The 25,516-nt window shown below is 70.7% G+C and carries 27 protein-coding genes and 1 pseudogene; 12 read left to right on the forward strand and 16 right to left on the reverse strand.

The window, feature by feature from the left end:
• Positions 1-32 precede the first annotated feature (32 nt).
• The 5 genes from BLT23_RS24135 to BLT23_RS24155 all read right to left on the reverse strand — a co-directional run bounded on the left by BLT23_RS24135 (position 33) and on the right by BLT23_RS24155 (position 4,813).
• A complete protein-coding gene (locus BLT23_RS24135) occupies positions 33-1,292 on the reverse strand; it encodes a sensor histidine kinase (RefSeq protein WP_218133869.1) in 1,260 nt (419 codons plus the stop codon).
• Complete coding sequence (locus BLT23_RS24140) at positions 1,289-1,978, reverse strand: response regulator transcription factor (RefSeq protein ID WP_342713690.1); 690 nt, start codon at positions 1,976-1,978, stop codon at positions 1,289-1,291. The genes BLT23_RS24135 and BLT23_RS24140 overlap by 4 nt, the downstream gene beginning before the upstream one ends.
• Before the next feature lie 280 nt (positions 1,979-2,258).
• Positions 2,259-3,050 (reverse strand): glycoside hydrolase family 20 zincin-like fold domain-containing protein, encoded by a 792-nt coding sequence (locus tag BLT23_RS24145; RefSeq protein WP_090052421.1) that lies wholly within the window; start codon positions 3,048-3,050, stop codon positions 2,259-2,261.
• A 153-nt stretch (positions 3,051-3,203) separates the two neighbouring features.
• Positions 3,204-4,232 (reverse strand): LLM class flavin-dependent oxidoreductase, encoded by a 1,029-nt coding sequence (locus tag BLT23_RS24150; RefSeq protein ID WP_090052423.1) that lies wholly within the window; start codon positions 4,230-4,232, stop codon positions 3,204-3,206.
• The gene (locus BLT23_RS24155; RefSeq protein ID WP_218133870.1) at positions 4,229-4,813 is read right to left on the reverse strand and encodes an NADPH-dependent F420 reductase; all 585 of its coding nucleotides are present in this window, start codon (positions 4,811-4,813) and stop codon (positions 4,229-4,231) included. The genes BLT23_RS24150 and BLT23_RS24155 overlap by 4 nt, the downstream gene beginning before the upstream one ends.
• Before the next feature lie 152 nt (positions 4,814-4,965).
• On the opposite strand from BLT23_RS24155, the gene BLT23_RS24160 reads away from it, so the two are divergent.
• From BLT23_RS24160 to BLT23_RS24170, 3 genes are all read left to right on the forward strand, one after another.
• Entirely contained in the window at positions 4,966-6,432 is a 1,467-nt protein-coding gene (locus tag BLT23_RS24160) for an ABC transporter substrate-binding protein/permease (RefSeq protein WP_090052426.1), read from the forward strand.
• Entirely contained in the window at positions 6,429-7,196 is a 768-nt protein-coding gene (locus BLT23_RS24165; RefSeq protein ID WP_090052428.1) for an amino acid ABC transporter ATP-binding protein, read from the forward strand. The genes BLT23_RS24160 and BLT23_RS24165 overlap by 4 nt, the downstream gene beginning before the upstream one ends.
• A gap of 109 nt (positions 7,197-7,305) precedes the next feature.
• Entirely contained in the window at positions 7,306-7,614 is a 309-nt protein-coding gene (locus BLT23_RS24170) for a DUF1540 domain-containing protein (RefSeq protein WP_090052430.1), read from the forward strand.
• A 62-nt stretch (positions 7,615-7,676) separates the two neighbouring features.
• Here BLT23_RS24170 and BLT23_RS24175 read toward each other — a convergent pair whose 3' ends face one another.
• On the reverse strand, positions 7,677-8,282 hold the full coding sequence (locus tag BLT23_RS24175) for an SMI1/KNR4 family protein (RefSeq protein ID WP_090052433.1): 606 nt from the start codon (positions 8,280-8,282) through the stop codon (positions 7,677-7,679).
• Between the two features lie 8 nt (positions 8,283-8,290).
• The gene (locus BLT23_RS24180) at positions 8,291-9,115 is read right to left on the reverse strand and encodes an aldo/keto reductase (protein WP_090052435.1); all 825 of its coding nucleotides are present in this window, start codon (positions 9,113-9,115) and stop codon (positions 8,291-8,293) included.
• A gap of 30 nt (positions 9,116-9,145) precedes the next feature.
• Between BLT23_RS24180 and BLT23_RS24185 the strand changes: the two genes are divergently transcribed.
• The gene (locus BLT23_RS24185) at positions 9,146-9,784 is read left to right on the forward strand and encodes a TVP38/TMEM64 family protein (protein WP_090052437.1); all 639 of its coding nucleotides are present in this window, start codon (positions 9,146-9,148) and stop codon (positions 9,782-9,784) included.
• A gap of 60 nt (positions 9,785-9,844) precedes the next feature.
• Here the strand turns inward: BLT23_RS24185 and BLT23_RS24190 are convergent, their stop codons facing one another.
• Positions 9,845-10,189, reverse strand: coding sequence for an RNA polymerase-binding protein RbpA (locus BLT23_RS24190; protein ID WP_030466135.1), 345 nt, complete (start codon positions 10,187-10,189; stop codon positions 9,845-9,847).
• 239 nt (positions 10,190-10,428) lie between these two features.
• On the reverse strand, positions 10,429-11,172 hold the full coding sequence (locus BLT23_RS24195; RefSeq protein ID WP_090052439.1) for a thymidine kinase: 744 nt from the start codon (positions 11,170-11,172) through the stop codon (positions 10,429-10,431).
• 256 nt (positions 11,173-11,428) lie between these two features.
• Here BLT23_RS24195 and BLT23_RS24200 point away from each other — a divergent pair, with 256 nt between their 5' ends.
• The 3 genes from BLT23_RS24200 to BLT23_RS24210 all read left to right on the forward strand — a co-directional run bounded on the left by BLT23_RS24200 (position 11,429) and on the right by BLT23_RS24210 (position 13,870).
• Positions 11,429-12,604, forward strand: coding sequence for a YncE family protein (locus tag BLT23_RS24200; RefSeq protein ID WP_090052441.1), 1,176 nt, complete (start codon positions 11,429-11,431; stop codon positions 12,602-12,604).
• Between the two features lie 61 nt (positions 12,605-12,665).
• Entirely contained in the window at positions 12,666-13,016 is a 351-nt protein-coding gene (locus BLT23_RS24205) for a PadR family transcriptional regulator (protein WP_245744129.1), read from the forward strand.
• Entirely contained in the window at positions 13,013-13,870 is an 858-nt protein-coding gene (locus BLT23_RS24210; RefSeq protein WP_143036018.1) for a hypothetical protein, read from the forward strand. Before BLT23_RS24205 ends, BLT23_RS24210 begins: the two co-directional genes overlap by 4 nt.
• Positions 13,871-13,907: 37 nt before the next feature.
• Here the strand turns inward: BLT23_RS24210 and BLT23_RS24215 are convergent, their stop codons facing one another.
• Together BLT23_RS24215 and BLT23_RS24220 are read right to left on the reverse strand one after the other, a co-directional pair.
• Positions 13,908-15,317 (reverse strand): MFS transporter, encoded by a 1,410-nt coding sequence (locus tag BLT23_RS24215; RefSeq protein ID WP_090052445.1) that lies wholly within the window; start codon positions 15,315-15,317, stop codon positions 13,908-13,910.
• A 54-nt stretch (positions 15,318-15,371) separates the two neighbouring features.
• Positions 15,372-16,133 (reverse strand): glycerophosphodiester phosphodiesterase family protein, encoded by a 762-nt coding sequence (locus BLT23_RS24220; RefSeq protein ID WP_245744130.1) that lies wholly within the window; start codon positions 16,131-16,133, stop codon positions 15,372-15,374.
• 385 nt (positions 16,134-16,518) lie between these two features.
• On the opposite strand from BLT23_RS24220, the gene BLT23_RS24225 reads away from it, so the two are divergent.
• From BLT23_RS24225 to BLT23_RS42290, 3 genes are all read left to right on the forward strand, one after another.
• Positions 16,519-16,860 (forward strand): hypothetical protein, encoded by a 342-nt coding sequence (locus BLT23_RS24225; protein ID WP_090052447.1) that lies wholly within the window; start codon positions 16,519-16,521, stop codon positions 16,858-16,860.
• 63 nt (positions 16,861-16,923) lie between these two features.
• Positions 16,924-18,933, forward strand: a complete 2,010-nt coding sequence (locus tag BLT23_RS24230) for a putative bifunctional diguanylate cyclase/phosphodiesterase (protein WP_245744131.1) — start codon at positions 16,924-16,926, stop codon at positions 18,931-18,933.
• Complete coding sequence (locus BLT23_RS42290) at positions 18,917-19,582, forward strand: VOC family protein (protein ID WP_425434410.1); 666 nt, start codon at positions 18,917-18,919, stop codon at positions 19,580-19,582. The genes BLT23_RS24230 and BLT23_RS42290 overlap by 17 nt, the downstream gene beginning before the upstream one ends.
• Here the strand turns inward: BLT23_RS42290 and BLT23_RS24235 are convergent.
• A pseudogene (locus tag BLT23_RS24235) lies at positions 19,579-20,538 on the reverse strand (helix-turn-helix transcriptional regulator); the annotation flags it as partial. The gene BLT23_RS42290 and the pseudogene BLT23_RS24235 overlap by 4 nt on opposite strands.
• Positions 20,539-20,642: 104 nt before the next feature.
• On the opposite strand from BLT23_RS24235, the gene BLT23_RS24240 reads away from it, so the two are divergent.
• Positions 20,643-21,038 (forward strand): RidA family protein, encoded by a 396-nt coding sequence (locus BLT23_RS24240; protein ID WP_090052922.1) that lies wholly within the window; start codon positions 20,643-20,645, stop codon positions 21,036-21,038.
• 44 nt (positions 21,039-21,082) lie between these two features.
• Here BLT23_RS24240 and BLT23_RS24245 read toward each other — a convergent pair whose 3' ends face one another.
• A complete protein-coding gene (locus BLT23_RS24245; protein WP_090052451.1) occupies positions 21,083-21,469 on the reverse strand; it encodes a hypothetical protein in 387 nt (128 codons plus the stop codon).
• Between the two features lie 19 nt (positions 21,470-21,488).
• Positions 21,489-21,953 carry a PPOX class F420-dependent oxidoreductase gene (locus BLT23_RS24250; RefSeq protein WP_090052925.1) on the reverse strand — a complete coding sequence of 155 codons (465 nt, stop codon included), beginning with the start codon at positions 21,951-21,953 and terminating at the stop codon, positions 21,489-21,491.
• A 10-nt stretch (positions 21,954-21,963) separates the two neighbouring features.
• Between BLT23_RS24250 and BLT23_RS24255 the strand changes: the two genes are divergently transcribed.
• Positions 21,964-22,806 (forward strand): alpha/beta fold hydrolase, encoded by an 843-nt coding sequence (locus tag BLT23_RS24255; protein ID WP_090052453.1) that lies wholly within the window; start codon positions 21,964-21,966, stop codon positions 22,804-22,806.
• 10 nt (positions 22,807-22,816) lie between these two features.
• Here BLT23_RS24255 and BLT23_RS42085 read toward each other — a convergent pair whose 3' ends face one another.
• Positions 22,817-24,022 (reverse strand): GGDEF domain-containing protein, encoded by a 1,206-nt coding sequence (locus BLT23_RS42085; RefSeq protein ID WP_281248885.1) that lies wholly within the window; start codon positions 24,020-24,022, stop codon positions 22,817-22,819.
• Positions 24,023-24,246: 224 nt separating this feature from the next.
• Positions 24,247-25,509: an MFS transporter gene (locus BLT23_RS24265; RefSeq protein ID WP_090052455.1), complete on the reverse strand. Its 1,263-nt coding sequence runs from the start codon at positions 25,507-25,509 to the stop codon at positions 24,247-24,249.
• Between the last annotated feature and the right edge of the window lie 7 nt (positions 25,510-25,516).

Below are 25,516 nucleotides of genomic sequence, written 5' to 3' on the forward strand. Positions count from 1 at the left end.
ACGAGACGGCAGCGTCTGAGCGGGCCCCCGCCTCACGTCCACGCGGTCGGGACCCGGTCGGGCGCCGCCAGCCTGACCGGCGCCTCCCCGGTGGCCTGCGCCGGCACGGCGATCGGGGCCAGCGGGACGCGCAGCGTGAACCGGGCGCCCAGCCCCGGCCGCCCGGCCGCGGTCACCGTCCCGCCGTGTCCCGTCACGATCTCGCGCACCAGCGCGAGTCCCAGCCCGAACCGCCCCTCGCCGCCGCCGTGGTGCGACCGCTCGAACAGCCGTGCCGCCTCACCGGGCTCGAACCCCTCGCCGGTGTCCGTCACGACCAGCTCCGCGTGCCCGCCGGCCGCCCTCACGGCGACGGAGATGCGCCCGTCCTCCGGTGTGTGCCGCACGGCGTTGGCGAGCAGCTCGTCCACCGCGCGCCGCAGCGCCGTCTCGACGCCGTTCACCACCAGCGGGTGGCCGGGGTGGTCGAGCGACAGCACGATCCGCTGGTGCGCCGCGCGTTCGGTCTCGCCGACCACCGCGGCCTCGGCCACGTCGGCGAGGTCGACGGGGCGCTGGTCGGCCCGCTGGTCGAGCTGGGAGGACTGCAGCAGGTCGTCCACGACGTCCGCGAGGCCGCGGATCGAGCGGGCCAGCGCGTCGAGGTTGTCGCGTTGCGCGTCGGGCACGGCCGCGGCCAGCAGCTGGGCCCGCAGGTGCGCGCGGGCGATCGGGGTGCGCAGCTCGTGGCTCGCGTCGGTGAGGAAGCGGCGTTGCCGGGCCAGCGCCTCCGCCAGCGGGCCGATCGCGCGGCGGCTCACGGACAGGCCGATCACCGCGGCCGCCGCCAGGCCCGCCACCAGTGCCGTGCCGAGCGCGAGCAGCAGGTGCCTGCGGTCGGCGAGCATGTACCGGGTGTCGAACACGGCCTGCACCGTGGTGCCCGCGACCACCGCCGTGAGCACCTCGTACTGCGTGCCGTTGGCGTGGACGGTGCGTTCGACCTCACCGCCGGTCGCCTGGACCTGGTCGAGATCCGCGCGCAACGGGAACCCGTCGGGCACCGCCAGCACGCCCTCGTCGAGCACGCCGTCCTTCAGCGTGAACACCCACGCGCACCGCGGCGCGACGTCCGGGACGCCGTACCGCACGTTGTACCGCAGCTCACGCGCCACCTGGGTGTTCTGCGCGTGTGCCATGACCACGTACGCGATCCCGCCGACGAACGCGATCATCAACGTGAGCGCGGCGGCGACCAGCACGCTCACGCGCAGCCGCGCGCGCCGCACCTCCCCGTCCGCTTTCGCCCTCACAGGGCCCCCAACCGGTAGCCGACGCCCTGCACGGTCAGCACGACCGAACGTCCGACCTTCGAACGCAGGTAGTGCACGTAGGTGTCCACGATGGACTGCGACGGGGCGTCCTCGAACACGGTGCGGCGCAACGCCGCCCGTGTGTGCACTGTCTCCGGGTGTGTGGCGAGCACCCGCAGCAGCGCGAACTCCCGCGCGGTGAGCGGGACCTTCTCGCCGTCGGGGAGCACGACCTGGTGCTGTTCCAGCTCCAGGCGTCCCTCGCCGATGCTGAGCACGGCGGCCAGCTCGGCGGCCCGCCGGCACAGCGCCCGCAGCCGCGCGGTCAGCTCACCCAGGTCGAACGGTTTCGTCAGGTAGTCGTCGGCGCCCGCGTCGAGGCCCCGGATCCGGTCGTCGACCGAGCTCATCGCGGTCAGCACGAGGACCTGGGTGCGCACCGACCGGGACCGGAGCCTGGCCAGCAGGTCGAGCCCCTCGATCACCGGCAGGCCGCGGTCGATCACCACCACGTCGTAGGGCTGGGTGAGCGCGAGGTGCAGCCCGCGTTGACCGTCGAATGCGACGTCCACGACATATCCCTCACCTTGCAACGCGAGAGAGAGCAACTCCACCAGCTCCCGGTCGTCGTCGACGAGCAACAGCCGGAAGGGGTGTGCCGATCGGAATTTCGTTGAGCCCCGCACACGTTCACAATCGCACGCGGTCAGCGAGTCCGACCAGGTCACCACAGCAGTACAACAGCTAACGGACAGACTTCGTCAACAGTTCACAAATGTTTTCGACAGGCCCGTAACCGCAGGTTTTCCCGGACCGGACCGCCAAGAGGAACCGGCAATTGCAGCATTTGGCGGACATGGCCGGTCATTCGCGCACGTCGCCGCGCGCAAAAGACCGGCATTTCAACGATAAACAGGTTGTTCCGGGGTGGCCGCCACCTGCGGGGGTGCTCCGGGTGTGAACGGCCTACCAGGCGGGGGCGACCGCCGCCGACGTCCGCTGCCCGCCGACCCAGCCCGCGGTCGCGACGGCGCGCAGGCCGTCCTCGCCCTCGACGAGCCTGCCGTGCGGGCCGAGGACGGTGCTGCCGCCATCGTGCCACCGCACCGGCACCCGGCCGTGGCGTTCCAGCAGACCGGCGAACTTCGCGGTCAGCTTCGCGCTGCCGATGTGCACCCACCGGCTCGGGAACAGCTCCAGCAGCTCGATCGTCGCCGGGCTGAGCTCGGGCACGACCGTCACGCCGTGGTCGCGGCCGTACTCGACGAGGTCGCGCAACGCCTCCTGGTCGCCCTCGGGGAAGACGTGCAGCACGTTGAGCTTGTAGGCGGCCATCCGGTCGATGGCCTTGCGCATCTCGGCGGGCGGCAGCAGCTCGCTCGACACTCCGCGCCACGCGAAGGCGGGGGAGTCGCGCACGTCAGCCGCGCGCACGGTGCCGTCGTCGGTCATCAGCTGCCGGAACGACTGCACGCCGTGCCGCAGCCCGGCCTGGGTGCCCGCGCGCAGCATCACCGCGTCGTTGCTCACCAGCAGGGCGTAGCCCTCGGGACCGAGCCCGCGCATCGCCGGGTCGTGCGACACCATCAGCATGCCGTCCTGCGACTCGGCGAGCAGGTAGCCGGTCTGCCGGAAGACGTGCTCGCGCAGCAGCGCCGCGGCGGTGCGCGCCTGGCCGGTCACCCGGACGGTCACGTCTTCGGTCAGGACGAACGAGCCCGTGCGACGGGGCGCGTTCGCGGGCATGGGAACGATCACCGGTTTTCTCCTCCAGCGGTCCAACGCCGCCAGTATCAGCGGAGTTCCGCCGGCCGGACTCGGAAGGCCGTTCCCACGCCTGTCGTGCCGCTCACATCGACCGTTCCACCGTGCGCCTCGCGGGGGTTCCGCCAGCGGAACCCCCGCGGGCTCTCAGGCCGCGAGCAGTTCGCGCACCCGAGGCACCACCTGCGTGCCGTACAGCTCGATGTTGCGCATCAGCGCCCCGTGCGTGAGCCCGCCGATCCCGTACTTCAGGTCGAACCGGCTGGCGCCCAGCGTCGTCATGGTGCGGGCGATCTTCGCCGCCACCGTCTCCGGCGACCCGACGAACAACGCGCCCGACGGCCCCACCTCGCGGGCGAACGACTCCGGGGTGGGGGTCGCGAACCCGCGCGACTTGCCCAGCGGGCCGCCGAACAGCTCCAGGTAGTGCGGCCAGAACTCCTCGCGGGCTTGCTCGTCGGTCGGTGCGACGTGGCCGGGGGAGTGGACGCCGACGGGCAGCGGCTCGCGGCCGAACTTCGCCAGCGCGTGCCGGTACAGCTCGGAGAACGGCGCGAAGCGGGCCGGGTTGCCGCCGATGATCGCGAGCATCAGCGAGAACCCGTGCGACGCGGCGCGCACCACGGACTGCGGGCTGCCGCCGACGCCGATCCACGTCGGGAACGGCTCGGTGTACGGCACGATCTGCTGCTCGTGCAGCGGCGCGCGGGTCTTGCCCTGCCAGGTGACCGGGCCGCCCTTGAGGATCTCCGCGAAGAGGTGCGTCTTCTCCTCGAACAGGTCCTCGTAGTCGGCGAGGTCGTAGCCGAACAGCGGGAACGAGTCCACGCTGGACCCGCGGCCGAGGATGATCTCCGCGCGGCCGTCCGACACGGCGTTGAGGGTGGAGAACCGCTGGAACACGCGCACCGGGTCGTCCGAGCTGAGCACCGTCACGGCCGAGCCGAGGTGGATGCGGGACGTCCTGGCGGCGATGGCGGCCAGCACCACGTCGGCCGCCGACAGCGGCATCTCGGGGGTGTGGTGCTCGCCGATGCCGAAGAAGTCCAGGCCCACCTGGTCGGCGAGCACGCCTTCCTCGACGAGGTCGCGGATGGTCTGGGCGTGGCTGAGCGGGGTGCCGGTCGCGTCGTGGGTGACGTCGCCGAACGTGTCGAGCCCGAACGTGGTGGTCATGACTGCTCCTTGGCGAGCTTCTCGAAGTCGGTCCTGCCGGCGGCGACGCCGAACAGGGGGCTGCCGGGTTCCAGCAGCCGTCCCGCGGTCAGGGGGCCCACCGGCACCGGGTCGAACCCCAGGCCGTGCAGGAACTCCGCGACGAGGCCGACTGCTTCGGGGGAGTCGCCGGCGAGGCCGGCCGGGCGGCCGTCCGCGGGTTCCATGTCCTGGTAGGCGATGTGGTTGAGGGCTTTCACCACGTGCGCGCCCGCCAGCCGGGCTGCCACCTGCTCGCTCGTGCCGAGCGGGGCGTCGGCGGGCGGCCAGTGGTTCATCGCGTCGACGACGACCTTGTCCGCGAACATGCCCGGTTCGAGCGAGCCGAACCGGTGCCACGGGATCGCCAGCACGACGAGGTCCGCCCCCGCCACGGCGTCGGCGGCGGAGACCGGCACCGCACCCGGCGCCAGGAACTCGATGATCATCTCGATCCGCGCGGGGTCGCCGGAGCCCGCGATCGACACCTGGTGACCCGCACCGACGGCGAGGCGCGCGACGACGGGCCCGACGTGACCCGCACCGAGAACAGCGATCCGCACAGCACACCCGACCTCTTGTAGTTGATGTGTCATCTAGCTTAACCGGACCGTACCCCGGTTATTCCCGCGGGGGATCACCCGCGCGTCGCGCAAGCCCGTCCCGCGGAGTGGATCTTCAGCGGCTCCCGCCCCGATCGCCCTACCCTGCCCGGATGCGACAAGTCCTCAGGGGCGCGGTGCTGCTCCTGCTGCTCGGGTTCCTCCTCCCCGCCCCGGCGACAGCCCAGCCGCAGCAGCCCGTCGTCCGGGTCGGCACGGAGGGCACCTACCCGCCGTTCTCCTTCCACGACCCCCAGACCCAGGAGCTGACCGGCTACGACATCGAGGTGGTCGAGGCGATCGCCGCGAAGGCGGGCTGGCGCCTCGAGTTCGTCGAGACGCAGTGGGACGCGGTCTTCCCCGCGCTCGACGCCGGCCGGATCGACCTGATCGCGAACCAGGTCTCGCGCAACCCCGAGCGCGCCGCGAGGTACGGCCTGTCGAGCACCTACACCTACTCGCGCGGTGTGGTCGTCCGCCGCACCGGTGACGACCGGGTCAAGTCGATCGACGACCTCGCTGGCAAGACGACGGCGCAGTCCAGCACCAGCAACTGGGCGAAGGTCGCCCGCGACGCCGGTGCCCGCGTGGAGGCCGTCGAGGGGTTCGCCCAGGCCGCGGCGCTGCTCCAGCAGGGCCGCGTGGACGCCATCGTCAACGACAACATCGCCGTCCTCGACTACCTCGCCTCCACCGGGTCGCGGGACGTCGAGATCGCGGGCGACGCCGGGCAGGCGGGCAGCGAGCAGGTGCTGGCACTGCGCCAGGGTGACACCGCGCTGCTCACCCAGGCGAACCAGGCCATCGTGGCGCTCAAGGCCGACGGCACGCTGCGCGGCATCTCGGAGAAGTACTTCAAGGCGAACGTGTCCGTCCCCGACGGCGGCGACGCCGACCTCTCGCAGGGACGCGGCTCGCGCAGCACGTGGGAGGTCCTGCGCTCCACGGCGTGGCCGATGTTCGTCGGCCTGGTCAAGGTCACGATCCCGCTGACGGCGCTGTCGTTCGCGATCGGCCTGGTGCTGGCGCTGCTCGTGGCGCTGGCCAGGATCTCGCCGTACAAGGTGCTGTCGGGTCTGGCGCGGGCGTTCATCTCGGTCATCCGCGGCACACCGTTGCTGTTGCAGCTGTTCATCGTCTTCTACGGCCTGCCGCAGATCGGCCTGAAGTTCCCGCCCTTCACCGCCGCCGTCGTGGCGTTCTCGCTGAACGTCGCCGGGTACGCCGCGGAGGTCGTGCGCTCGGCGATCCTGTCCGTGCCGCGCGGCCAGTTCGAGGCCGCCTCGACCATCGGGCTCAGCTACCCGCAGACGTTGCGGCGCATCGTGCTGCCTCAAGCCGCGCGCACCGCCGTGCCGCCGCTGTCGAACACGCTGCTGTCGCTGCTGAAGGACACCTCGCTCGGCTCGGTCGTCCTGCTGACCGAGCTGTTCCGCGAGTCGCAGCTGGCCGCGGCCGAGAGCAACGAGTTCCTCGCCCTGTACTCGTTCGCGGGGCTCTACTACTGGGTGATCTGCGTGGCGCTGTCCGCGGCGCAGAAACGACTGGAGACCAGGCTGAACAGGTACGTGATCGCATGACCGACATCCGCATCGAGGTCACCGGGCTGAGGAAGTCCTTCGGCGAGCTGGACGTCCTGCGCGGCGTCGACTTCTCGGCGCCGCGCGGCACCTCGACCGTCCTGCTGGGACCGTCCGGCTCCGGCAAGACCACCGTGCTGCGCTCGCTGAACGTCCTCGACACACCGGACGCGGGCGTCGTCCGCATCGACGACGTGTCGGTGGACTTCTCGGCGCTGCCACCGGGCAAGGCGGGACGCGCCGAAGCGGCACGGCTGCGGGCGCAGAGCGGCATGGTGTTCCAGGCGCACAACCTGTTCCCGCACCGCACCGTCCTGCAGAACCTCACGGAGGGCCCGGTCGTCGCCCAGCGGCGCCCGCTCGACGAGGTCGTGGCCGAGGCACGCGTGCTGCTGGACCAGGTGGGCCTCGCCGACAAGGCCGACGCCTACCCGTACCAGCTCTCCGGCGGACAGCAGCAACGCGTCGGCATCGCCCGCGCACTCGCTTTGAAACCCCGCGTCGTGCTGTTCGACGAACCGACGTCGGCACTCGATCCGGAACTGGTCGGAGAGGTGCTCGCGGTCATCAAAGATCTTGCCTCGGAAGGGTGGACCACGATGATCGTGACGCACGAGATCCGCTTTGCCGAGAAGGTCGCCGACCAGGTCCTGTTCCTCGACGGCGGAGTGGTCGTGGAGCGAGGAACCCCAGGTCAGGTCATCGGCGACCCCCGCGAGGAACGCACGCGTCGTTTTCTCAGGAGGGTCCTGGAACACGGCTGAAATGATTGTTGGAGGATAGGCTCGCCTAATCGTTCTCGAATTGCGGGGCTTCTGCCGCGGTGGCATCGTCCGGTTCAACCGGACCTTTCCCACCACGGCAGGAGCGGACATGACCACCCTCGAGAACCCGGCGATGCCCGCGGTCCACGACTGCACCGTGAGCGACTGCTCGTACAACCACGACGGCTGCCACGCCTTCGCGATCACCGTGCGCGGCGACAACGGGGCCGCGGACTGCGGCACGTTCATCCCGCTCGGCACGAAGGGCGGCCTGGACAAGGTCGTCGCGCAGGTCGGCGCCTGTTCGCGCACGGACTGCGTGCACAACTCCTCACTGGAGTGCACGGCGACGAGCGTGCGCGTCGGGGCGGGCGCGGGCGACCACCTCGCGAACTGCCTGACGTACCAGCCGCGCTAGCGGCCGGTCCCCGCCGCGGTCGCGCAGCAGAGCGTGGCCGCGGTGGTGCCGTGCCGGTCGAGTCAGGCCCAGTGGAGGTGCCCGCCGTCGAGGACGGGCCGCAGGTCCGTCCCGCCGTGCAGCGCACGGGCGGCGTGGTCGAGCATCGCGGTCACGTCCGGGTACACCGGATCGGTGTCGGCACCTTCGACGTTGTCCCACGCCATCACGCACCCGTGCCGTGGCCCGTCGCGGAGGTCGGCGAACAGGTGGCTGCCGCCGAGGTTGGTCGCCACCGGCACCCACGCGGGCAGCCACTGCTCGGTGTGCGGAGTGCCCGCCGGGTCCCGCAGCGCCGCCTCCTGCTGGTCCCGCTGCTCCTCCGGAGAGGCCGAGAAGAGGTCGTTGCGGACCTCCATGACCATCGCGCGGTCGGCGAGCGCCTGGCGGAGGCCCTGCGGCTGCCAGTACCCCGGGACGAGACCCCACAGCAGCCCGGTGTCGCCGATGCCGCCGAACCGGCGCCACCACGCGGCGAGCCCGGCGGGCAGCGCGTACCCGATCGCCTCCTCCGCGGCCGTGACGTCTGATGTGGACGGGGGCGGGAGGAACGCGGCGTGCAGCGCGGGGGAGTTCTCGCTGACCCAGCTTTCGATGTCGGTCCAGCTCTGGTTCTCGGTGCGGCTCACGGCACGGACTAAAGCATGGCGAGTGGTGTCGGCCCGTCCGGGGGAGGGAACGCGCGGTCGAGCTCCGCCAGGTCCTCACTCGTCAGCGTGAGGTCGCGGGCTCGCGCGTTGTCGCGGACGTGGTCGGCGGTGCCGGCCTTCGGGATGGCGTTCACGTGCGGCAGCCGCAGCACCCAGGCCAGCGCGATCTGGGCGGGCGTGGCGTCATGTCGCCGCGCCACCGAGGCGAGCGCCGGTGAGCCGAGCAGCCTGCCCTGTTCGACGGGGGAGTAGGCCATGACCGGGATGCCCGCCTCCGCGTGCCACGGCAGCAGGTCGTGCTCGGGGCCGCGGCGCGTCAGGTTGTAGAGGATCTGGTTGGTCTGGCAGTGGCCGGGCAGCGCCGTCAGCTCGCGCATGTCCGCGAGGTCGAGGTTGCTGACGCCCCAGTGCCGGATCTTGCCCGCCTCCACGAGCGCGGCGAACCCTTCGAGCGTGGCGGCCAGCGGGTGGTGGCCGCGCCAGTGCAGCAGGTAGAGGTCGAGCCGGTCGGTGCCCAGGCGGCGCAGGCTGGCCTCGCAGGCCCGGACGGTGCCGGTCGCGCTCGCGTTGCCGGGCAGCACCTTCGACACGAGGAACACCTCGTCGCGGCGCCCGGCGACGGCCTCGCCGACGAGCGACTCCGCGGCGCCGCCCCCGTACATCTCGGCCGTGTCGATCAGCGAGAGGCCGAGGTCGAGGCCGGTGCGCAGCGCCGTGACCTCCTCGGCGCGCCGGGCGAAGTCCTCCGCCATCATCCACGTCCCCATGCCGAGCGCGGGCATGCCCTCGCCGGACGGCAGCTGCACGGTCATGGTCCCCAGCTTGCCCGGTAGGTTGGAGTGATGCGACGTGCGGGCCCGATCCTGTTGGTGCTGCTCGTCGTCGCACTGGCGGTGCTCGCTCAGGTGGCCGACGTCCCCGACGGCGCCGAGCTGCGTGCTCTGGTCGACGGCGCGGGGGAGGCGGCTCCGCTGGTCTTCGTGGCGGTGTGCGCGGCGGGCACGGCCGTGTTCTTCCCCAAACCGGTGCTCGCCACGGCGGCGGGCCTGCTGTTCGGCGTGGGGTGGGGGAGTGCGCTCGCCGTCGCGGGGTTCACGGCGGGGGCGATGATCGCGTTCGGCGTCGCCCGCTGGCTCGGGCGCGAGACGGTGGCGGGCTGGCTGGGGGAGCGGCTGGCGGTGCTCGAACGGGTCTTCGCCCGGCGCGGCGTCGAGGCGACGCTGGTGGTGCGGCTGTTGCCGGTGGTGCCGTTCACGCTGGCGAACTACGGCGCGGGCGTCACGTCGGTGAAGGCGGCGCACTTCGCGCTCGGCACGGCGCTGGGGCTGGTGCCGTCGACGGTGCTCGCCGCGGTGCTGGGGGACGCGCTGAGCGACCTCGGGTCACCCCGCTCGCTCGTCGCGCTCGCGCTGTGGGGCGTGCTGGCGGCCGTCGGCGTGTGGTGGGGGCGGACCCTCGTGACGCAGGCCGCGCGAGCCTGACCGGGCGCACGCAAAAGCCGTCCCGGCGGGAGACCGGGACGGCTTCAGACGTCTGCGAGATCAGGCCGTGCGGGTGCGGCGTCCCCGCAGCTCCTCGAGGCGCTCGTCGAGCAGCTCCTCGAGCTCGGGGATCGACCGGCGCTCCAGGAGCATGTCCCAGTGCGTGCGCGGGGGCTTGACCTTCTTCACCTCCGGCTCGACCCCGTCGATGATCTTCGACTCGGTGCCGTGCAGACGGCATTCCCAGGTCGGCGGCAACTCGGCGTCGTCGGAGAACGGGACCTCGAAGTCGTGTCCCTTCGGGCAGGCGTACCGCGCCGCCCGGCGCGGAGCGAGATCGTGGTTGCGGTCGGTCTCGTAGCTGACTGCTCCGAGCCGGCTGCCACGCAAAACGCGGTCGGCCATGGCGGTGTCCTTTCGCTCGGCTCAGGGCCGGGGCCCAGGCTTCTTGCTCACCGTGTGCAACGCCCGGATTGCTCCGTTTGTTTCCGGTTCGCTTCTCATGGTCGCCCACAGTGACGTCGTTCACTCGTCAACGAAGGCTTCCTTCTAATGGATGCGATCGCCGCAGGATCGTGACGCGTTATCAAGCTCCTGCGCTCATGCATCACTCTAATGGCCTAGAGCAGGCGGTGTGCACCCGGCTAGGCCAAGCGCAGCTGACCACTTTGTGCGACGTCAGGCCCCAGGTCACCTAGCCGGAAGTGACGCCGGCAGAGCACCTGATAGCGCACAGTAGTTTCGGTGTTGTCCGCAACACCGTTGCTCTCCGTGCCCGACTGGTGCTGTTCCGTGTCGGCGACGAGAACCGTGTCTCCCGCGCGGATCACCTGGCCTGCCAGCACCCGTGCGTTGAACCGTCCCGGCACCCCGCACCAGCACAGGACCTCGACCTGGATCGCCTTCAGCTCGTCGGCCAGCTCGAACAGGCGCTGGGAGCCGGGGAACATCTCGCCGCGGAAGTCCGTGGCGAGCCCGAAGCAGTAGACGTCGACCTGGACGTCGTCCGCGAGCTCCGCCAGCTGCTCCACCTGCTCGCAGGAGAGGAACTGCGCCTCGTCCACGATCAGGTAGTCCACCCGCTTGCCCTGAGCCCACTCCGCCCGCACGAGGTGGCGGAGATCGTCGTCGCGGATCTCCGCGGCTTCGCGGGTGATGCCGATCCGGCTGGAGATCTGCGGGCGGCCCGAGCGGTCGTGCCGCACGAGCAGCAGCCCGCGCCGGCCCTGCCGGGAGTTGTTGTGGTCGATCTGCAGCGCGAGCGTCGACTTCCCGCAGTCCATGGGGCCGAAGAAGAACTTGAGGTGCCCCACCACCGGCGTCGACCGGCGGGAACCCGCGACAGGAACGGCGGAGAGGGCATCTGTCGGGTCCGGAAGGGCGTCCACGGCGGGTCACCCTAGTGCCTGGATCCCGATCATGAGGAATCCCCACGGTCCATCGCCCGACCTCTCGCCCGCGACCTGCTGCTCTCAGGACGGCATAGCCGCAAAACGGGCAGTTCAAACCTCCTTTCGAATCGGGAAGTTCTATAACTTCAGTGTTGACTGAAAGCAACCTCCTCCTGTTGGCGGTTCCCGCGAACGGCAGAACATGAGAATTCTTCAAGTGATGCAACGACGCATGGGAAGGGACCGAGAGGCGATGAACCCTGCACGTCTCCTGCTCGCCGTGGTCTGCCTCGGGCTGACCGCCACACCTGCCGCGCACGCCGCCGACCCGTTGCGCGACGTCGTGATCGTCGGCAACTCCGCCGCCGGCACCGTCACGTTCCTCGACGGACACACGTTCGCCAACGTCGGCACGATCGACGTCGCCGCCGACAAACAACAACGCATCGACGAGATGGACCCGATCCGCCGCATCGCCTACGAGGTGATCCGCGGCCAGGTGGGGGACAAGTTCGTCGACGACGCCCACCTCACGCCCGACGGCCGCACGCTGATCGTCTCGCGCGGCAACCTGGGTGACGCCGTGGCCTACGACGTCGCGTCACGGCAGCAGAAGTGGCGCACGCAGCTCGAAGGCTTCAAGGCCGACCACGCCACGCTGTCGCCCGACGGCACGAAGTTCGTCATCTCCGCCATCACCGCGGAGAAGGTCCAGGTGCTCGACGCCGCCACCGGCCGGGTGCTCGGCTCGTTCGCGACGGGCGCCTACCCGCACGAGAACATGTACTCGCCCGACGGCAGCCGCATCTACAACATGAGCATCGGCAACCCGGCGCTGCCCAAGTGGATGAACTGGGCCAAGGGCGCCAAGCGGATCACCGTCGTCGACGCTCAGAGCCTGCAGAAGGTCAGGTCGTACGACTTCGAGTACGGCGTGCGGCCCGCGGTGATCACGCCGGACGAGAAGACGCTGTACCTGCAGCTGTCCTACCTCAACGGGTTCGCGGAGTTCGACCTGGTCAACGGCCGGATCACGCGCACGGTGGAGATGCCGTTCAGCGAGGCGGGCCGCAAGCTCAAGGAGGACGAGTACCCGCAGAACTCGGCCCACCACGGCATGGCGCTCAACGGGGGAGCGGACAAGCTCTGCATGGCCGGCACGATCGACGACTACACCGCCATCGTCTCGCGGCCGGGGCTGACCACCGACGCCTTCGTGCACTACCCGGTGGGGGCGTTGCCGTACTGGTCGGTCACGAGCGCGGACGGCAACCACTGCCTGGTCACCCTGTCCAACCTCGACGCCGTCTCGGTCGTGGACTACCGCACCGGCAGGGAGGTGGCGCGGGTGCCCGTCGGCGACTTCCCGCAGCGCGAACGCCTCGGCAAGCTCCCCGCCAGCATCTTCAATAGCTTCAGTGTCAACTAAAGCGAGTCACCATAGGTGACTCGCTTCCCGATATAGCTCGCGTCGCGATATATTCCACGACATGAGTGGTCGAGTGATGTCGGAACAGGCGTTCCTCGTGCTCACCGCGCTGGCGGAGGAGCCGTTGCACGGCTACGCGATCGTGCAGGCGGTGGAGCAGCTGTCCGAGGGGCGCGTGGAGCTGCGCGTGGGCACGTTGTACGGGGTGCTGGACAGGCTGGTCGCGGACGGGCTCGCCGAGCGCGACCGGGAGGAGGTGCACCAGGGGAGGCTGCGGCGCTACTACAAGCTCACCGACTCCGGTGTGCGGGCTTTGCAGGCGGAGGTCGCGCGGCTCAGTGCCAACGTGCGCGCGGCCTCCGCCGTGCTGCGGGGGAGGGGAGTGCAGGCGTGGACGACGGGGCGGGCGTGAGCAATCTGGAGCGGCGGTACCGGGCGCTGCTGAGGGTCCTGCCGCGGTGGTACCGCGCGGACCGCGAGGAGGAGATGACGGGGATCTTCCTGGCCGGCCGGACCGACGAGCTGGACCTGGAGCACGGCTGGCCGGGGTGGGGGGAGACCTGGGCGGTGCTCGGGCTCGCCGTGCGGACGCACCTGGCGGCGGGGGCGGCGCTCACGAGCGCGCCGGCGGGGGTGCGGTGGCTCGGGGAGATCGTGCGGGCGCTGGGCTTGATCGGGCTGTTCGTGGGGGTGTTCGAGGCGGGTGCCTCGGTGAGGTCGGTGTTCGACGAGAGCGGTCCGCTCGCGTTCTCCGCGCAGGGCGCCGGGGGGTACCTGTTCAACGTGTTGCCCGTGGTGGCGTTCGCGGCGTTGCTGGCGGGCAAGCGGACGGCGGCGAAGGTCGCCGCGGGCGTGGCGGCGCTGCCGGGTGTGCTGATGATGCCGTTCGCCGGACTGTTGGTGCTGTTCCAGCTGCCCGGGCTGGTGACGTTCGCGTGTCTGTGCCTGGGTTTCCACCGGGAGGCGCCGACGCCGCCCGCCGGGCGGCTCGCGTGGTGGGGTGGGGCAGCGCTGCTGCTGGGCCTGGCCGCCGGGGCGTGGCCGGGGACGGCGCTGCTCGTCGTCGCGGTGGTGGCGGTGCGCGTCTTCGCGTTGGTGCGCGGTGACTTCGTGCTGGGGCGGGCGGTGTCGGTGTTCGCGCTGCTGGAGCTGGGGCCGGTGGTGTTGCTGCTGCTGAGCGGGACCGTCGTGGAGATCGCGGTGGTGCTCGTGGTGCTGCTGGTGGTCAGCGTGGTGGCGCCGGTGCGCAGGCCGCAGTTCTCGTGAGGGTGTGGCCCGGCGCGAGCCGGGCCACACCAGGGGGTCAGACGAGGGCGGGTTCTTCGTTGCCGACGGCCTTGATGGCCCTGCGGACCGGCACGAAGATCAGCAGGACGAAGCCCGCGACGAAGAAGACGATCAGGGCCAGGATGGCGGGGCGCAGGCTGCCGGTGGCCTGGCCGACGCCCGCGAACACCAGGGGGCCGAGCCAGCTGGTGGAGCGCTCGCCGACCTCGTAGAGCGAGAAGTACTGCGCTTCGCGGCCGGGCGGCACCATCTGGCTGAAGAGGCTGCGGGACAGGGCGTTGGTGCCGCCGAGGACGATGCCGATGCCGGCGGCGACGAGGTAGAACTGCGTCTCGTCGCCGACCTGGACGAAGAAGGCGGCGGTGATCACGGCGATCCAGACGACCAGGGAGCCGAGGATGGTCTTCTTGGCGCCGACGCGCTTGGCGACGTAGCCGTGCAGGACGCCGCCGATGAAGGCGACGAACTGGACGATGAGGATCACGGTGATCAGCGTCTGCTGTTCGAACTTGAGCTCGACGCTGCCGTACTGGGCGCTGACGTTCGCGACGGTGGCGATGCCGTCGGTGTAGATCAGGTAGGTGCCGAGGAAGGCGAGGGTGAGCGGGAACGCCTTGGCCTGCTTGAGGGTGCTGCGGAGCTCCTTGAAGCCGGCGGAGATCACCGAGGCGCCCTGTTCGGCGCCGTGGGGGCGCTGGTGCTCGGTGAGGGCGCGCAGCGGGATGATCGTGAAGGCGGCCCACCAGATGCCGGAGATGACGAACGCGATGCGGGCGGCGTCGCCGGAGGAGATGCCGAGGCTGTCGGCGGAGAGCGTGATGCCGAGCTGGATGGCGAGGGCGATGCCGCCGCCGAGGTAGCCGAAGGCCCAGCCGCGGCTGGAGACGGCGTCGCGTTCGTCGGGGGTGGCGATCTCGGGCAGGAAGGCGTAGTAGACGACGACGCTGGCGCCGTAGCAGATGTTGGCGATGATGAAGAAGAGGACGCCGAGCTTCCAGTTGGTGCCTTCGACGGCGGCGAGGGCGATGGTGGCGGCGGAGCCGGTGAAGGCGAAGGCTCCGAGCATCTTCTTCTTGTTCTGGGTGCGGTCGGCGATGGCGCCCATGATGGGGAGCACGACGACCTGGATGACGGTCGCGACGGAGAGCAGGTAGCCCCACAGCGAGCCGGCGGGGAACTGCAGGCCGAGGAACGTGACGTCGCAGTTGACGAGCGCGTTGTCGTTGCCGCAGGGGTCGGCTCCGTTGAGGGCGGGGTCGGCCTTGGCGGCGTTGGTCGCGATGCTCGTGAGGTACAGCGAGAGGAAGACGGTGATCACTGACGTGGGGAACACGGAGTTCGCCACGTCGTACCAGACCCAGCCGCGCTGTTCCCTGCGGCGGCCGGCGGTGGTGGCGTCGGCGGCGTCGTCGCCCTTGACCTTCATGACGGCGGACAATACTTGTCCGATCAACGGCTTCAGAGGCGGCTGTCCAAGCTGTTACCAGCTGTTGCGGGAGCGGAGGACCTCGCGCAGGACGTCGGGGCGGTCGGTGACGAGTCCGTCGACGCCGAGGTCGAGCAGGGAGTGCATGTCGGCTTCGTCGTCGACGGTCCAGACGTGCACTTCGAGGGCGCGGCGGTGGGCGGCTCGGACGAAGCGCTGGTCGACGATCTTGAGGCGGCCCTGCTGGACGGGGACTTGGGCGACCTGGCCGCGGACGGCGAGGCCGGCGAGGGGGACGCGGCCCGCTGCCCAGAGGGCGCCGGCGGAGCGGGGGCCCATCGAGGTGAGCAGCTCGGGGCCGCCGTGGCGGCGCAGGCGGGCGAGGCGGTGGTCGGAGAAGGCCGCGAGGCAGACGCGGTGCAGGGAGCGGGTGCGGCGGAGCAGGGTGATGATCGGTTCGACGGCGTGGTCGGACTTGACGTCGATGTTGAAGAAGGTGTCGGGGAGCTCTTCGAGGACGTCGGCGAGGCGGGCGACGGGTTCGCGGCCGCCGACGCGGGCGGTGCGGACGTCGGACCAGGGGAGGTCGGCGACGCGGCCGGTGCCGTCGGTGGTGCGGTCGAGGGTCTCGTCGTGGTGGACGACGATCTCGCCATCGGCGGTGGCGTGGACGTCGGTCTCGATGTAGTGGTATCCCTCTCGCACGGCGCGGCGGAAGGAGCTCAGGGAGTTCTCCATGCCGGTGAGGTCGTCGACGTGCCAGCCGCGGTGGGCGAAGGCGCGGGGCCGGGGGCCTGCGAGGTACGGGTGGGTCACGGGGCTGAGTGTGCCTGGTGGTGGTGGCCGTGCGGTGGACGGTGCGTGGCGCGACACTTTCTTGTTTTTCTCTATTTCTTCAGTGTTGCCTAAAATCAAACCTGTCGGTTGTCGCGTCCACAGAAACGTTCCGAGTCAACAACGCGAGGGAACCGGGGGAGCCCCGGCTGCCATCGAAGGGGCTCAGGACACCGCGGCAGGGGAGAGGTCGTTGAAGCGCGAACAGGCGAAGCAGTCGCCCCGGCACGAATCGACTCGACGTGATCAAACCTCATCCGAAACCACCGGCACCGGCAGGACCGGCGCCGGTCGTCTCCCTACGAAGGTAGTGCTTTCTGGCGCGTCGCTGGAGGTCAAGCGGCGTCATTCGCTACCGTCGCGCGCCATGGAGCGCTCCGTGGAGGCCGATGAGCCGAGGCACTGTGCGTGGTGCGGGAGGCGGTTGCCGGGGAGTGGCCGGATCGGGCGGCCGCGGCGGTATTGTGCGCAGCCGTGCCGGCAGCGTGCCTATGAGCGCAGGGCCGCGTTGCAGCGGGGTGGTCTGCCCGAGGACGCGGTGGTGCTCTCGACGGCGGAGCTGGCTGATCTGCAGGACCGGCTGTTCCAGCTGCGGTGTGCCGCGGAGGACGTGGTGACGGCGGCGCAGGACGGTGCGGAGAACGAGGAGCTGAGGAAGCTGGCGGCGGAGCTGGTGGAGTCGGCGAAGGGCTTGGAGCGGCTGCGGTAGCCGTTCGCACAACAGCGAACCAACCGGCGTAGCGGGTTGCTTACGTCCGGTGATCGGACGATCATGACGCGCGTGATGTCCTACTGCCGCACGGTGCTGGACCGGGCGGGCGTCAGCTATGCCGTGACGGATGCGCGCGGGAACGTGCTGTGGTGCAACCGTGCCATGAGTGCTGTGCTGGGTGTTCCGGTGGAGCAGGCGTACGGGCGGTCGTTGCCGGCGTTGCTGCCGGGTGCGCCCGAGGTGCCTGCTCCGGCGCGGGAGGTGCTGGTACCGGGGCCGAAGTGGCTCGAGGTGCGGTGTTCCCGGTTGGGTGACGACCTGATGTACGAGGTCGTGGACGTGTCGGCGTGGCGTGACCGCGAGCTGGCGGTGACGCAGGAGGCGGACGCGTTGCGGCGGGCTCAGGCGCTGGGGCGCATGGGTACGTGGGAGTGGGCGGTCCGGGAGGACCAGGTGACGTGGTCGGACACGTTGCTGGAGATGTTCGGGTTCGAGCCGGGGACGGCGTTCGACTTCGAGCTGTACTCGCGGTTGGTGCATCCGGACGATCTGCCGATGATCGAGGAGACGCTGGACGCCGCGTTGAAGACGGGGTCGGTGTTCACCTACACGCATCGGATGTTGCGTCCGGATGGTGCGGAGCGGGTGTTCGAGTGTTTCGGTGAGGTCGTGCTGGGTGATGACGGTGCGCCGTTGCGTGCGTTGGGGACGGCGCATGACGTGACGCAGACGTCGCGGGTGCATGACGAGCTGGTGCGGATGGCGGAGCAGGACCCGTTGACGGGGTTGCCGAACCGGCGGGCGTTGACGCGGGCGTTGGAGCGTGAGCTCGCGAACGGTGTGTCGGGTGCTTTGCTGGTGCTGGATCTGGACAACTTCAAGGACGTCAACGATCTGCGTGGTCATGCGGTGGGTGACCGGGTGATGCGGATGCTGGCGTCGGCGTTGCAGTCGCGGTTGGGTGATCGGTTGATCGCCCGGCTGGGTGGTGACGAGTTCGCGGTGGTGTTGCCGGGTGCGTCGCCGAAGGACGCGTCGGCGGTGGCGGATGGGTTGCGGGACGCGGTGGCGGGTTTTCCGCTGGCGGGGATCGGGACGCCGGCGCGGATCACGGTGTCGACGGGGCTGGCGGAGTTCGGTCCTGGTGACTCGTGGGAGTTGGTGCTGGCGAACGCGGATTTGGCGTTGTACGCGTCGAAGGCGGCGGGCCGGGATCGGGTGACGGTGTACGAGCCGAACCATTACGCGGACACGGTGAAGCGTGTGAGTGTGCTGGACCGGTTGCGGGCGGCGTTGGCCGGTGGTGGGTTGGCGTTGTACGGGATGCCGATGGTGGAGCTGACGACGGGTCAGACGCTGGGGCATGAGTTGTTGTTGCGGTTGGAGGACGGGCAGGAGCCGTATTTGGGTCCTGCGGACTTCTTGCCGGTGGCGGAACGGTCGAACCTGATCCTGGACGTGGACAGGTGGGTGTTGTCGACGGCGATCGACGCGTTGGTGGCGGAGCCGGATTCGCGGTTGCGGTTCAACGTGAACGTGTCGGGGCGGACGTTGGAGGATCCGGACTTCGGGGACTTCGTGCTGGAGAAGCTGGGGTCGGCGGGGGTGGCGCCGGGCCGGTTGGGGTTGGAGATCACGGAGACGGCGGCGGTGACGAACTTGGACGCGGCGGTGGCGTTGGCGACGCAGCTGCGGGGGTTCGGGTGCCGGATCACGTTGGACGACTTCGGGTCGGGTTTCGGGTCGTTCGTGCATCTGAAGCATCTGCCGATCACGGGGATCAAGATCGATGGTGAGTTCGTGAAGGGGATCGAGACTTCGGACGCGGACGCGGTGCTGGTGTCGGGGATCGTGCAGATCGCGAACGGGTTGGGTTTGTCGGCGGTGGCGGAGTGGGTGGAGCGGCCGTCGCAGGTGGAGGCGTTGCGGCGGTTGGGTGTGCGGGTGGGGCAGGGGTTTCATCTGGGCAGGCCGGTGCCGTTGCGTGATGTGGTGAGCGCGGAGCGCATGCCGCCGAATGGCGCATTGTCCTCTCGGGTGGTTGGCGCAGAGGATGGTGCGCGCTCCTGATTCCCCGCCTGATGGGTTGATCGTGTCGTCTTGTGGTGTGCGTCGTCTCGAGTTGTTCGTTGCCGAGCCCGAGTTGTCGGTGGACTTCTTCGCGGGTGTGCTGGGGTGGACGGTGCTGGCCGAGCCCGGTGGGTCGTTCTCGGGGTGGGTGGGTGATCGGCTGGCTGCCCAGGTCGTGGTGGGGGACGCGGGGTGGCGGGTGGTGTTCGGTGGTGATGGTCCGCGTGGGCTGGAGCTGAACTCGGCGGTGGACTCGGGGCGGGTGTTGCACGGTCCGTGGGCGCCGCCGCCGCGTCATGGTGAGCCGTGCTGGGTGGAGCTGGGGTCGGGGGACTCGGGTTATTGGGTGCGGGAGCTGGGGTGGGAGTCCGTGCCCGGTGGGTTGTTCTCGTCGTCGCGTGCGGGTGAGTCGCGGGTGGTGGCGGGGTGTGCCGGGGAGGGTGGTTCCGGGGCGGGGTGGGGTGTGTTCTTCGCTGTGGACGACCTGGAGTCGGCGTTGGTGCGGGTGTCGCGGTGGGATGGTGAGGTGGTGTCGGGTCCGGTGTCGTCGGCGCGGGGTGTGGTGGCGTCGATCTCGGGTCCGAGGGGTGGGCGGTGTGTGTTGCTGGAGCGTCCGTCGGGGTGGGGCGGGGTTCTGGTGGGGGCGTAGAGGTCTGCTGTCACGGTTGCTTGGTGGTGGAGGGCGTCGCGGAGCCACTGGGGGTGGAGGGCTTCGGCGTGGGTGGAGTGTTGCCAGAGGGCCCATCGGGCGTGGCGGTGGTCTTGGAACGTGACGGTGAGGTGGAGCCAGTCGTCGGGGCCGGTGTGTTCGGTGTGGACGGCGACGGCGGTGGTGAGCAGGGTTTCGCGGTGGTCGGGGTGGAGTCGTAGGCGGACGGTGACCTGGTTGTCGCCTGCGCGGAAGCGGGTGCCGCGGTCGTGCCAGGCGCGGTCGAGGTCGACGTGGTCGGGGCGTTGGGCGGGTTCGTCGAGGTGGCGTGCGGCGCGGACGCGGGAGAGCCGGTAGGTGCGGTCTTCGCCGTCGCGGGTGGCGAGCAGGTAGGTGTGGTCTCGGACGGTGACGAGGCCGATGGGGTCGATGGTGCGCCAGCGGGGTTTGTGGCCGTGTGCGGCGTAGTGGATGCGGAGTTTGTGGCCGGAGAAGACGGCTGTGCGGATTTCGGCGAGGGTGTCGTCGGGTGGTTCGGGTGGTGTGGTGCGGCGGGCGAGCAGGTCGGTGTCGGGGTCGATGAGCAGGCGCCGGGTGACGTCGGTGGCGGCGTTGCGGTGGGTGTCGGGGAGTGCGTCGACGACTTTGAGCATGGCGGAGGCGAGGGCGGAGCCGAGGCCGAGGGTTGGGGTGCCGCGGCGGGAGCCGGCGATGAGCAGGGCGAGTGCTTCGTCGTGGGTGAGGCCGGTGAGTTCGGTGTGGAAGCCGGGCAGGAGGGTGAAGCCGCCGTTGCGGCCGCGTTCGGCGTAGACGGGGACGCCGGCGGCGGAGAGGGCGTCGATGTCGCGCAGGACGGTGCGGGTGGAGACCTCGAGGTGGCGGGCGAGGGTGGTGGCGGAGAGGCGTCCGTGGCGGCGCAGGAGCAGGACGAGGGACACCAGCCGGTCGGCGCGCATGGGCGGAGATTCTAGGAAATACGTGACAGCGGGTGTCGTGTTTTGCTTGGGACGCTGTTGATCACACGGCGGAGGTGCCGCCGGTGGGGTCGATGGGAGTGGATGTGGAGCGCACGACGGTGAACCCGTGGCCGTGGTCGGTGGGGTTCGGGTTCAACCAGGGGGAGGTCGTGTCGGGGCAGTCGCGGACGTTGTTCTGCGCGGGGCAGGGTGCGACGGATGCCGGGGGCCGGCCGGTGCACGAGGGTGACATGGCGGCGCAGGTGGAGCTGAGTGTGGCGAACCTGGAGGCGGTGCTGGCGGCGGCGGGGATGTCGTTGTCGGACGTGGTGCGGTTGACGGTGTACACGACTGATGTGGATGTGCTGTTGGAGCACTACGGGGTGTTGACGGGGCGGTTGCGTGCGGCGGGGGTGGCGACGGCGATGACGTTGCTGGGGGTGCAGCGGCTGGCGTTCCCGTCGATGCTGGTGGAGCTGGAGGCCACGGCGGTGGCGTGAGGTTCGGGGCGCGGGCGGGTGTGGTGCCCGCTCGCGCCCCGGGGTCAGGCGGGGTCTCGGTCGCGCCAGGCGATGAGGAGCAGCAGCAGGCCGGTGGCGGTGCTGACACCGGTGTTGACCAGCAGGTCGGTGGTGGCCATGCCGATCTCGCGGCCCCAGTGCACGAGTTGGGAGCCGGCGTCCCAGAGCAGGTACATGAGGGCGTTGGTGATGATGAGCTTGCGGCGGTCGTGTGCGCGGGGCAGGCCCATCGCGATGATCGTGACGGCGATGAGCAGGACGTGGTAGCCGGCGACGGCGAACCACTGGAAGTGGCGGGTGGGGGTCATCTCGCCGCCGAGGTAGGCGCGGTCGGTGATCTCCGGTGCGAACGTGAGCACGGCGGCCTGCAGGGCGTTGAAGGCGATGTAGGCCCACAGGACGGCTTTCATCCACGGTTTCACGGGCGGGTCAGGTGGCGAGCTCGGGTGGGAAGCCGCCGGTGGCGATGGGGCCCCAGCTGTCGATGGTGACGCGGATGAGGGCTTTGCCCTGGCGGATCATGGCGGCGCGGTACTCGTCCCAGTCGGGGTGTTCGCCCGCGATGCAGCGGTAGTAGTCGACGAAGTCGTCGAGGGCGTCGGGCAGGTCGAGGACTTCGGCGGTGCCGTCGACTTGGACGTAGGGGCCGTTGAAGTCGTCGGAGAGCACGCAGACGGTGACGTGGGGGTCGCGGCGGGCGTTGCGGGTCTTGGCGCGCTGCGGGTAGGTGGAGATGACGATGCGGCCTTGCGGGTCGACTCCGCAGGAGACGGGGGAGACCTGGACGCCTGCGGTGCTGGCGCGGCGGGTGACGAGCAGGGCGTGGTGGCGGGGGCGGAGGAACTCGAGCAGCTGCGGCCGGTCGACGCGGTCGGCCGTGGCGATCTTCGGCATGATGGTCAGCATGGCACGGTTCACCTCGTTCGACGGCACGCGGCTCGCCTACCGGGAGTTCGGTGAGGGTGATCCCCTCGTGGTGCTGGCGGGTGGTCCCGGCAGGGCGTCGGAGTACCTGGAGACGCTGGGCGGGCTGGACGGGGCGCGGCGGCTGGTGGTGCTGGACAACCGGGGGACGGGGGAGTCGGACGAGCCGGTGGACCCGTTCACGTACCGGCGGGACATGCTGGTGCGGGACGTGGAGGTGCTGCGGCGTCACCTGGGGCTGGAGCGGGTGGACGTGCTGGGGCATTCGGCCGGTGCGGGGATCGCGATGGGGTATGCGGCGGACTTCCCGCAGCGGGTGGGGAAGCTGGTGCTGTTGACGCCGGCGTTGCGCGGTGTGGGGTTGTCGCCGGAGCAGAGCGACTGGGACGCGCACCTGGCGGCGCGGTCGGGTGAGCCGTGGTTCGCGGGGGCGGTGGCGGCGATGGAGCGGGCGGCGGCGGGGGACCGTTCGGTGGCGACGCGGGTGGAGGCGTCGCCGTTGATGTACGCGCGGTGGGACGAGCGGGCGCGGGAGCACGCGCGGGCCGAGCTGGGGCAGTGGAAGTACGAGGTGGCGGCCGGGTACAACGCGGAGGGGGCGTTCGTGCCGGGGGTGTTGCGGCGGGCGTTGGCGGAGTTCGGCGGGCCGGTGTTGGTGTACGCGTGTGCGCAGGACCCGATTTCGCCGGTGCGGCGGTGTGCGCGGCTGGTGGAGTTGTTCCCGGACGCGGTGTTGCATGTGCACGAGGGTGTGGGGCATTACCCGTGGGTGGAGGATCCCGGTCATCTGGTGAAGGAGCTGGTCGCGTTCTTGGACGCGTAGGCCCGGCGGTTCAGGAGACGGTGGCGGTGGCGACGCGGTCGCGGCCGTTGTTCTTGGCCTGGTAGAGGGCTTCGTCGGCGGCCAGCAGCAGGGGGCTGAGCTCGGTGGCGGTGCCGGGGAACACCGCGGCGCCGGCGGAGGCGGTGAGGCCGGTGATGACCTGGTCGTGGCCGAGGCGGTCGACGACGGCGATGCGCAGGCCGGCGATCTCGCGGCGGATGCGTTCGGCGGCGGTGCGGACCTCGTCGGTGCTGACGCCGGGCAGCAGGACGGCGAACTCCTCGCCGCCGAAGCGGCCGACGAGGTCGTAGGAGCGCACGGAGTGTTTGAGCGCGTCGGCGACGGCGCGCAGGACGCGGTCGCCGGCGAGGTGGCCGTAGGTGTCGTTGATCAGCTTGAAGTGGTCGAGGTCGAGGATCAGGACGCCGACGGTGGAGACGAGGCGGCGGGCGCGGGCGAGCTCGCGTCCGGCGACGTCGTGCCAGAAGGTGGCGTCGACGAGGCCGGTCTTGGAGTCGGTGCGGGCGGCGACGCGGAACTGCGGCAGCAGCAGGCCCATGTGCAGGGCGAGCACGGTGAGCAGCAGCATCGGGGTGAGCCACGGGCGGGCGAGCATGAGCACGGCGACGACGGAGCCCAGGCCGACGGAGGCGAGCACGATGAGCACGTCGGAGGCGTTGCCCAGGGCGGTGCGCAGCGGGTTGTGCCGGTTGGTCAGGTAGATGGCGGTGACGACCAGGGCGTAGTTGATGAACCAGTAGAGGAATCCGGCCGTGACCAGGATCAGCAGGCCGACAGGTCCGTCAACGTCAAGAGACCGGTCCGGGAGGAGCCCCAGAACGAGTTGCGCCACGCCGCTGCCGAGTACGACAGTGGCGGCGGAGAACACTTTGCGGAACAGGACCGCGCGTCGTTTGTAGACCCGGAACCACGAGTGCGTGTAGCTGATGACGATCAGCGCCACGAGCAGGGGCATCGGGAGGACGAGCACGCCCGCGAACAGCCACACGGACTGCATGTGGGCGTGCGGGGAGCCTTCCGCGCCGATCTCGCGGATCCGTTCGATTCCCCTGGCCGCTTCCAGGTGCAGCACGGCGCCGCCGGCGAGCAGCAGGAGGAAGGGCCAGTTCATGGCCTCGGCAGGGGTACGTCGTGCGGTGGCGAGCGTGACGAGGGTCGCTGCGGCGACGACCGTCACGACGTAGGCCAGCACCACAGGGGGAAGCGACCATAACTTCCACCGGCGCGGGTCGAGCCAAGGCACGCTGCCACCCCCACACCACCGTCCAGGAACCAACCACTGTAGCTACCGGGTAACTCAAAGTCGTGGCTCCATGTGGGGGACCTCACTGTGCGTAGTCCTCACGGAGCGCGGTCCGTGTGGTTCACGCAGTCATCGCAGTTCCAGTACGCAACGAACACCCAGAGGAGCAGCCATGATCAACCGTATTTCCGCTGCCGGCCGTCCCGTCCGTCCGACCGACTGGGTGCGTCCCACCGACTGGAACCGTCCGACGGACTGGGCCCGGCGCTGAGCCACCACAGCACGGCGGCGCCGCCCGCCGCGAGCACGCCCAGTGCTCCGGCGGCGGCGACCACCCGGTGCGCCGGGGTGGTTTCGGCGGCCAGACCGGCCAGGGCGACGCCGGTGCCCTGGGAGACGCGCAGCGCGGTGACGGCGAGCCCGAACGCCTGGCCTCGGGAGGCGTCGGGTACGGCGCGCACGAACCGCGTGTTGGCGACCAGGTGGTAGGCGCTGGCCGCACCGGAGAGCGCGAACAGTGTGAGGCTGACGGCGAGTCCCGGCCGCAGTGCGGCCGGGACCAGGGCGGCGCAGGCGGCGATCGCGAGCCACGGCATCAGCCGTGCCTGCAGGGCCGCGCCGAGCCGGGCCAGGGCGAGCATTCCGGCGGTGGCGCCGGCCGCGTAGGCGCCGAAGATCATGCCGACGGCGGCCGGTCCGGCGCCGAGGCCGGCGGCGTAGGGGACGGCGAGGGCTTCTCCGGCGATGTAGAACCCGGACACGCAGGCGAGCGCGACCAGGGCGCGCAGGTGCCGGTCGTGCCAGACGAGGGCGGCGCCGCCGGCGAGGTCGGCGGGCCAGGCCCGCACGTGCGGGCGGCGCGGGGCGGGACGCGGTGCCAGGTAGGTCCGCACGAGCAGTGCCGAGGCGGCGAAGGTGGCGGCGTCGGCGACGAGCACGAGGCCGGGTCCGAGCCAGGCCACGAGGGCGCCGCCGGTGAGGAACCCGGCGACCTGCGCGGCCTGGGTGACGGTGCTCAGCAGTGCCTGGCCGAGCGGGTAGCGCTCGTCGGGCAGGATCTGCGGCAGCAGTGCGGCGCGGGCCGCGCCGTGGGGTGCGCCGGCGAGCTGCACGGCGAGAAGGAGGGTGGCGAGCAGCCACAGGGGGATGCCCGGCAGGGCCATCAGCAGCAGGAGTGCGACGCGGGCGGCGTCGGCGGTGACCATGACGGTGCGGCGGGCGAACCGGTCGGCGAGCCCGGACAGCAGGGGGCCGCCGACCAGGTCGGGCAGGAATGTCAGGGCGTAGGTCAGCGCGGTCAGGCCGGCGCTGGCCGTGCGCTGGTAGACGTGCACGGTCAGCGCGACCCTGGCGAACTGGTCGCCGGCCACCGAGACCACGTGTGCTGCGAACAGGGCGCGGAACTCGCGATCCCGGGCGAGGTCTCGGTAGCCGGGCATGTCCTTC

Source organism: Lentzea fradiae (genome assembly GCF_900100955.1).
GTDB lineage: Bacteria > Actinomycetota > Actinomycetes > Mycobacteriales > Pseudonocardiaceae > Lentzea > Lentzea fradiae.

Bases quoted from the DNA above. Each gene is read 5' to 3' on its own strand.
- BLT23_RS24255 (WP_090052453.1), top strand. From the start codon at position 21,964: ATGGCACGGTTCACCTCGTTCGACGGCACGCGGCTCGCCTACCGGGAG.
- BLT23_RS24205 (WP_245744129.1), top strand. From the start codon at position 12,666: ATGAGTGGTCGAGTGATGTCGGAACAGGCGTTCCTCGTGCTCACCGCG.
- BLT23_RS24200 (WP_090052441.1), top strand. From the start codon at position 11,429: ATGAACCCTGCACGTCTCCTGCTCGCCGTGGTCTGCCTCGGGCTGACC.
- BLT23_RS24215 (WP_090052445.1), bottom strand. From the start codon at position 15,317: ATGAAGGTCAAGGGCGACGACGCCGCCGACGCCACCACCGCCGGCCGC.
- BLT23_RS24180 (WP_090052435.1), bottom strand. From the start codon at position 9,115: ATGACCGTGCAGCTGCCGTCCGGCGAGGGCATGCCCGCGCTCGGCATG.
- BLT23_RS24165 (WP_090052428.1), top strand. From the start codon at position 6,429: ATGACCGACATCCGCATCGAGGTCACCGGGCTGAGGAAGTCCTTCGGC.
- BLT23_RS24170 (WP_090052430.1), top strand. From the start codon at position 7,306: ATGACCACCCTCGAGAACCCGGCGATGCCCGCGGTCCACGACTGCACC.
- BLT23_RS24245 (WP_090052451.1), bottom strand. From the start codon at position 21,469: ATGAAAGCCGTCCTGTGGGCCTACATCGCCTTCAACGCCCTGCAGGCC.
- BLT23_RS24250 (WP_090052925.1), bottom strand. From the start codon at position 21,953: ATGCCGAAGATCGCCACGGCCGACCGCGTCGACCGGCCGCAGCTGCTC.
- BLT23_RS24150 (WP_090052423.1), bottom strand. From the start codon at position 4,232: ATGACCACCACGTTCGGGCTCGACACGTTCGGCGACGTCACCCACGAC.
- BLT23_RS24225 (WP_090052447.1), top strand. From the start codon at position 16,519: ATGGAGCGCTCCGTGGAGGCCGATGAGCCGAGGCACTGTGCGTGGTGC.
- BLT23_RS24230 (WP_245744131.1), top strand. From the start codon at position 16,924: ATGACGCGCGTGATGTCCTACTGCCGCACGGTGCTGGACCGGGCGGGC.
- BLT23_RS24185 (WP_090052437.1), top strand. From the start codon at position 9,146: ATGCGACGTGCGGGCCCGATCCTGTTGGTGCTGCTCGTCGTCGCACTG.
- BLT23_RS24160 (WP_090052426.1), top strand. From the start codon at position 4,966: ATGCGACAAGTCCTCAGGGGCGCGGTGCTGCTCCTGCTGCTCGGGTTC.
- BLT23_RS24190 (WP_030466135.1), bottom strand. From the start codon at position 10,189: ATGGCCGACCGCGTTTTGCGTGGCAGCCGGCTCGGAGCAGTCAGCTAC.
- BLT23_RS24265 (WP_090052455.1), bottom strand. From the start codon at position 25,509: ATGCCCGGCTACCGAGACCTCGCCCGGGATCGCGAGTTCCGCGCCCTG.
- BLT23_RS42290 (WP_425434410.1), top strand. From the start codon at position 18,917: ATGGTGCGCGCTCCTGATTCCCCGCCTGATGGGTTGATCGTGTCGTCT.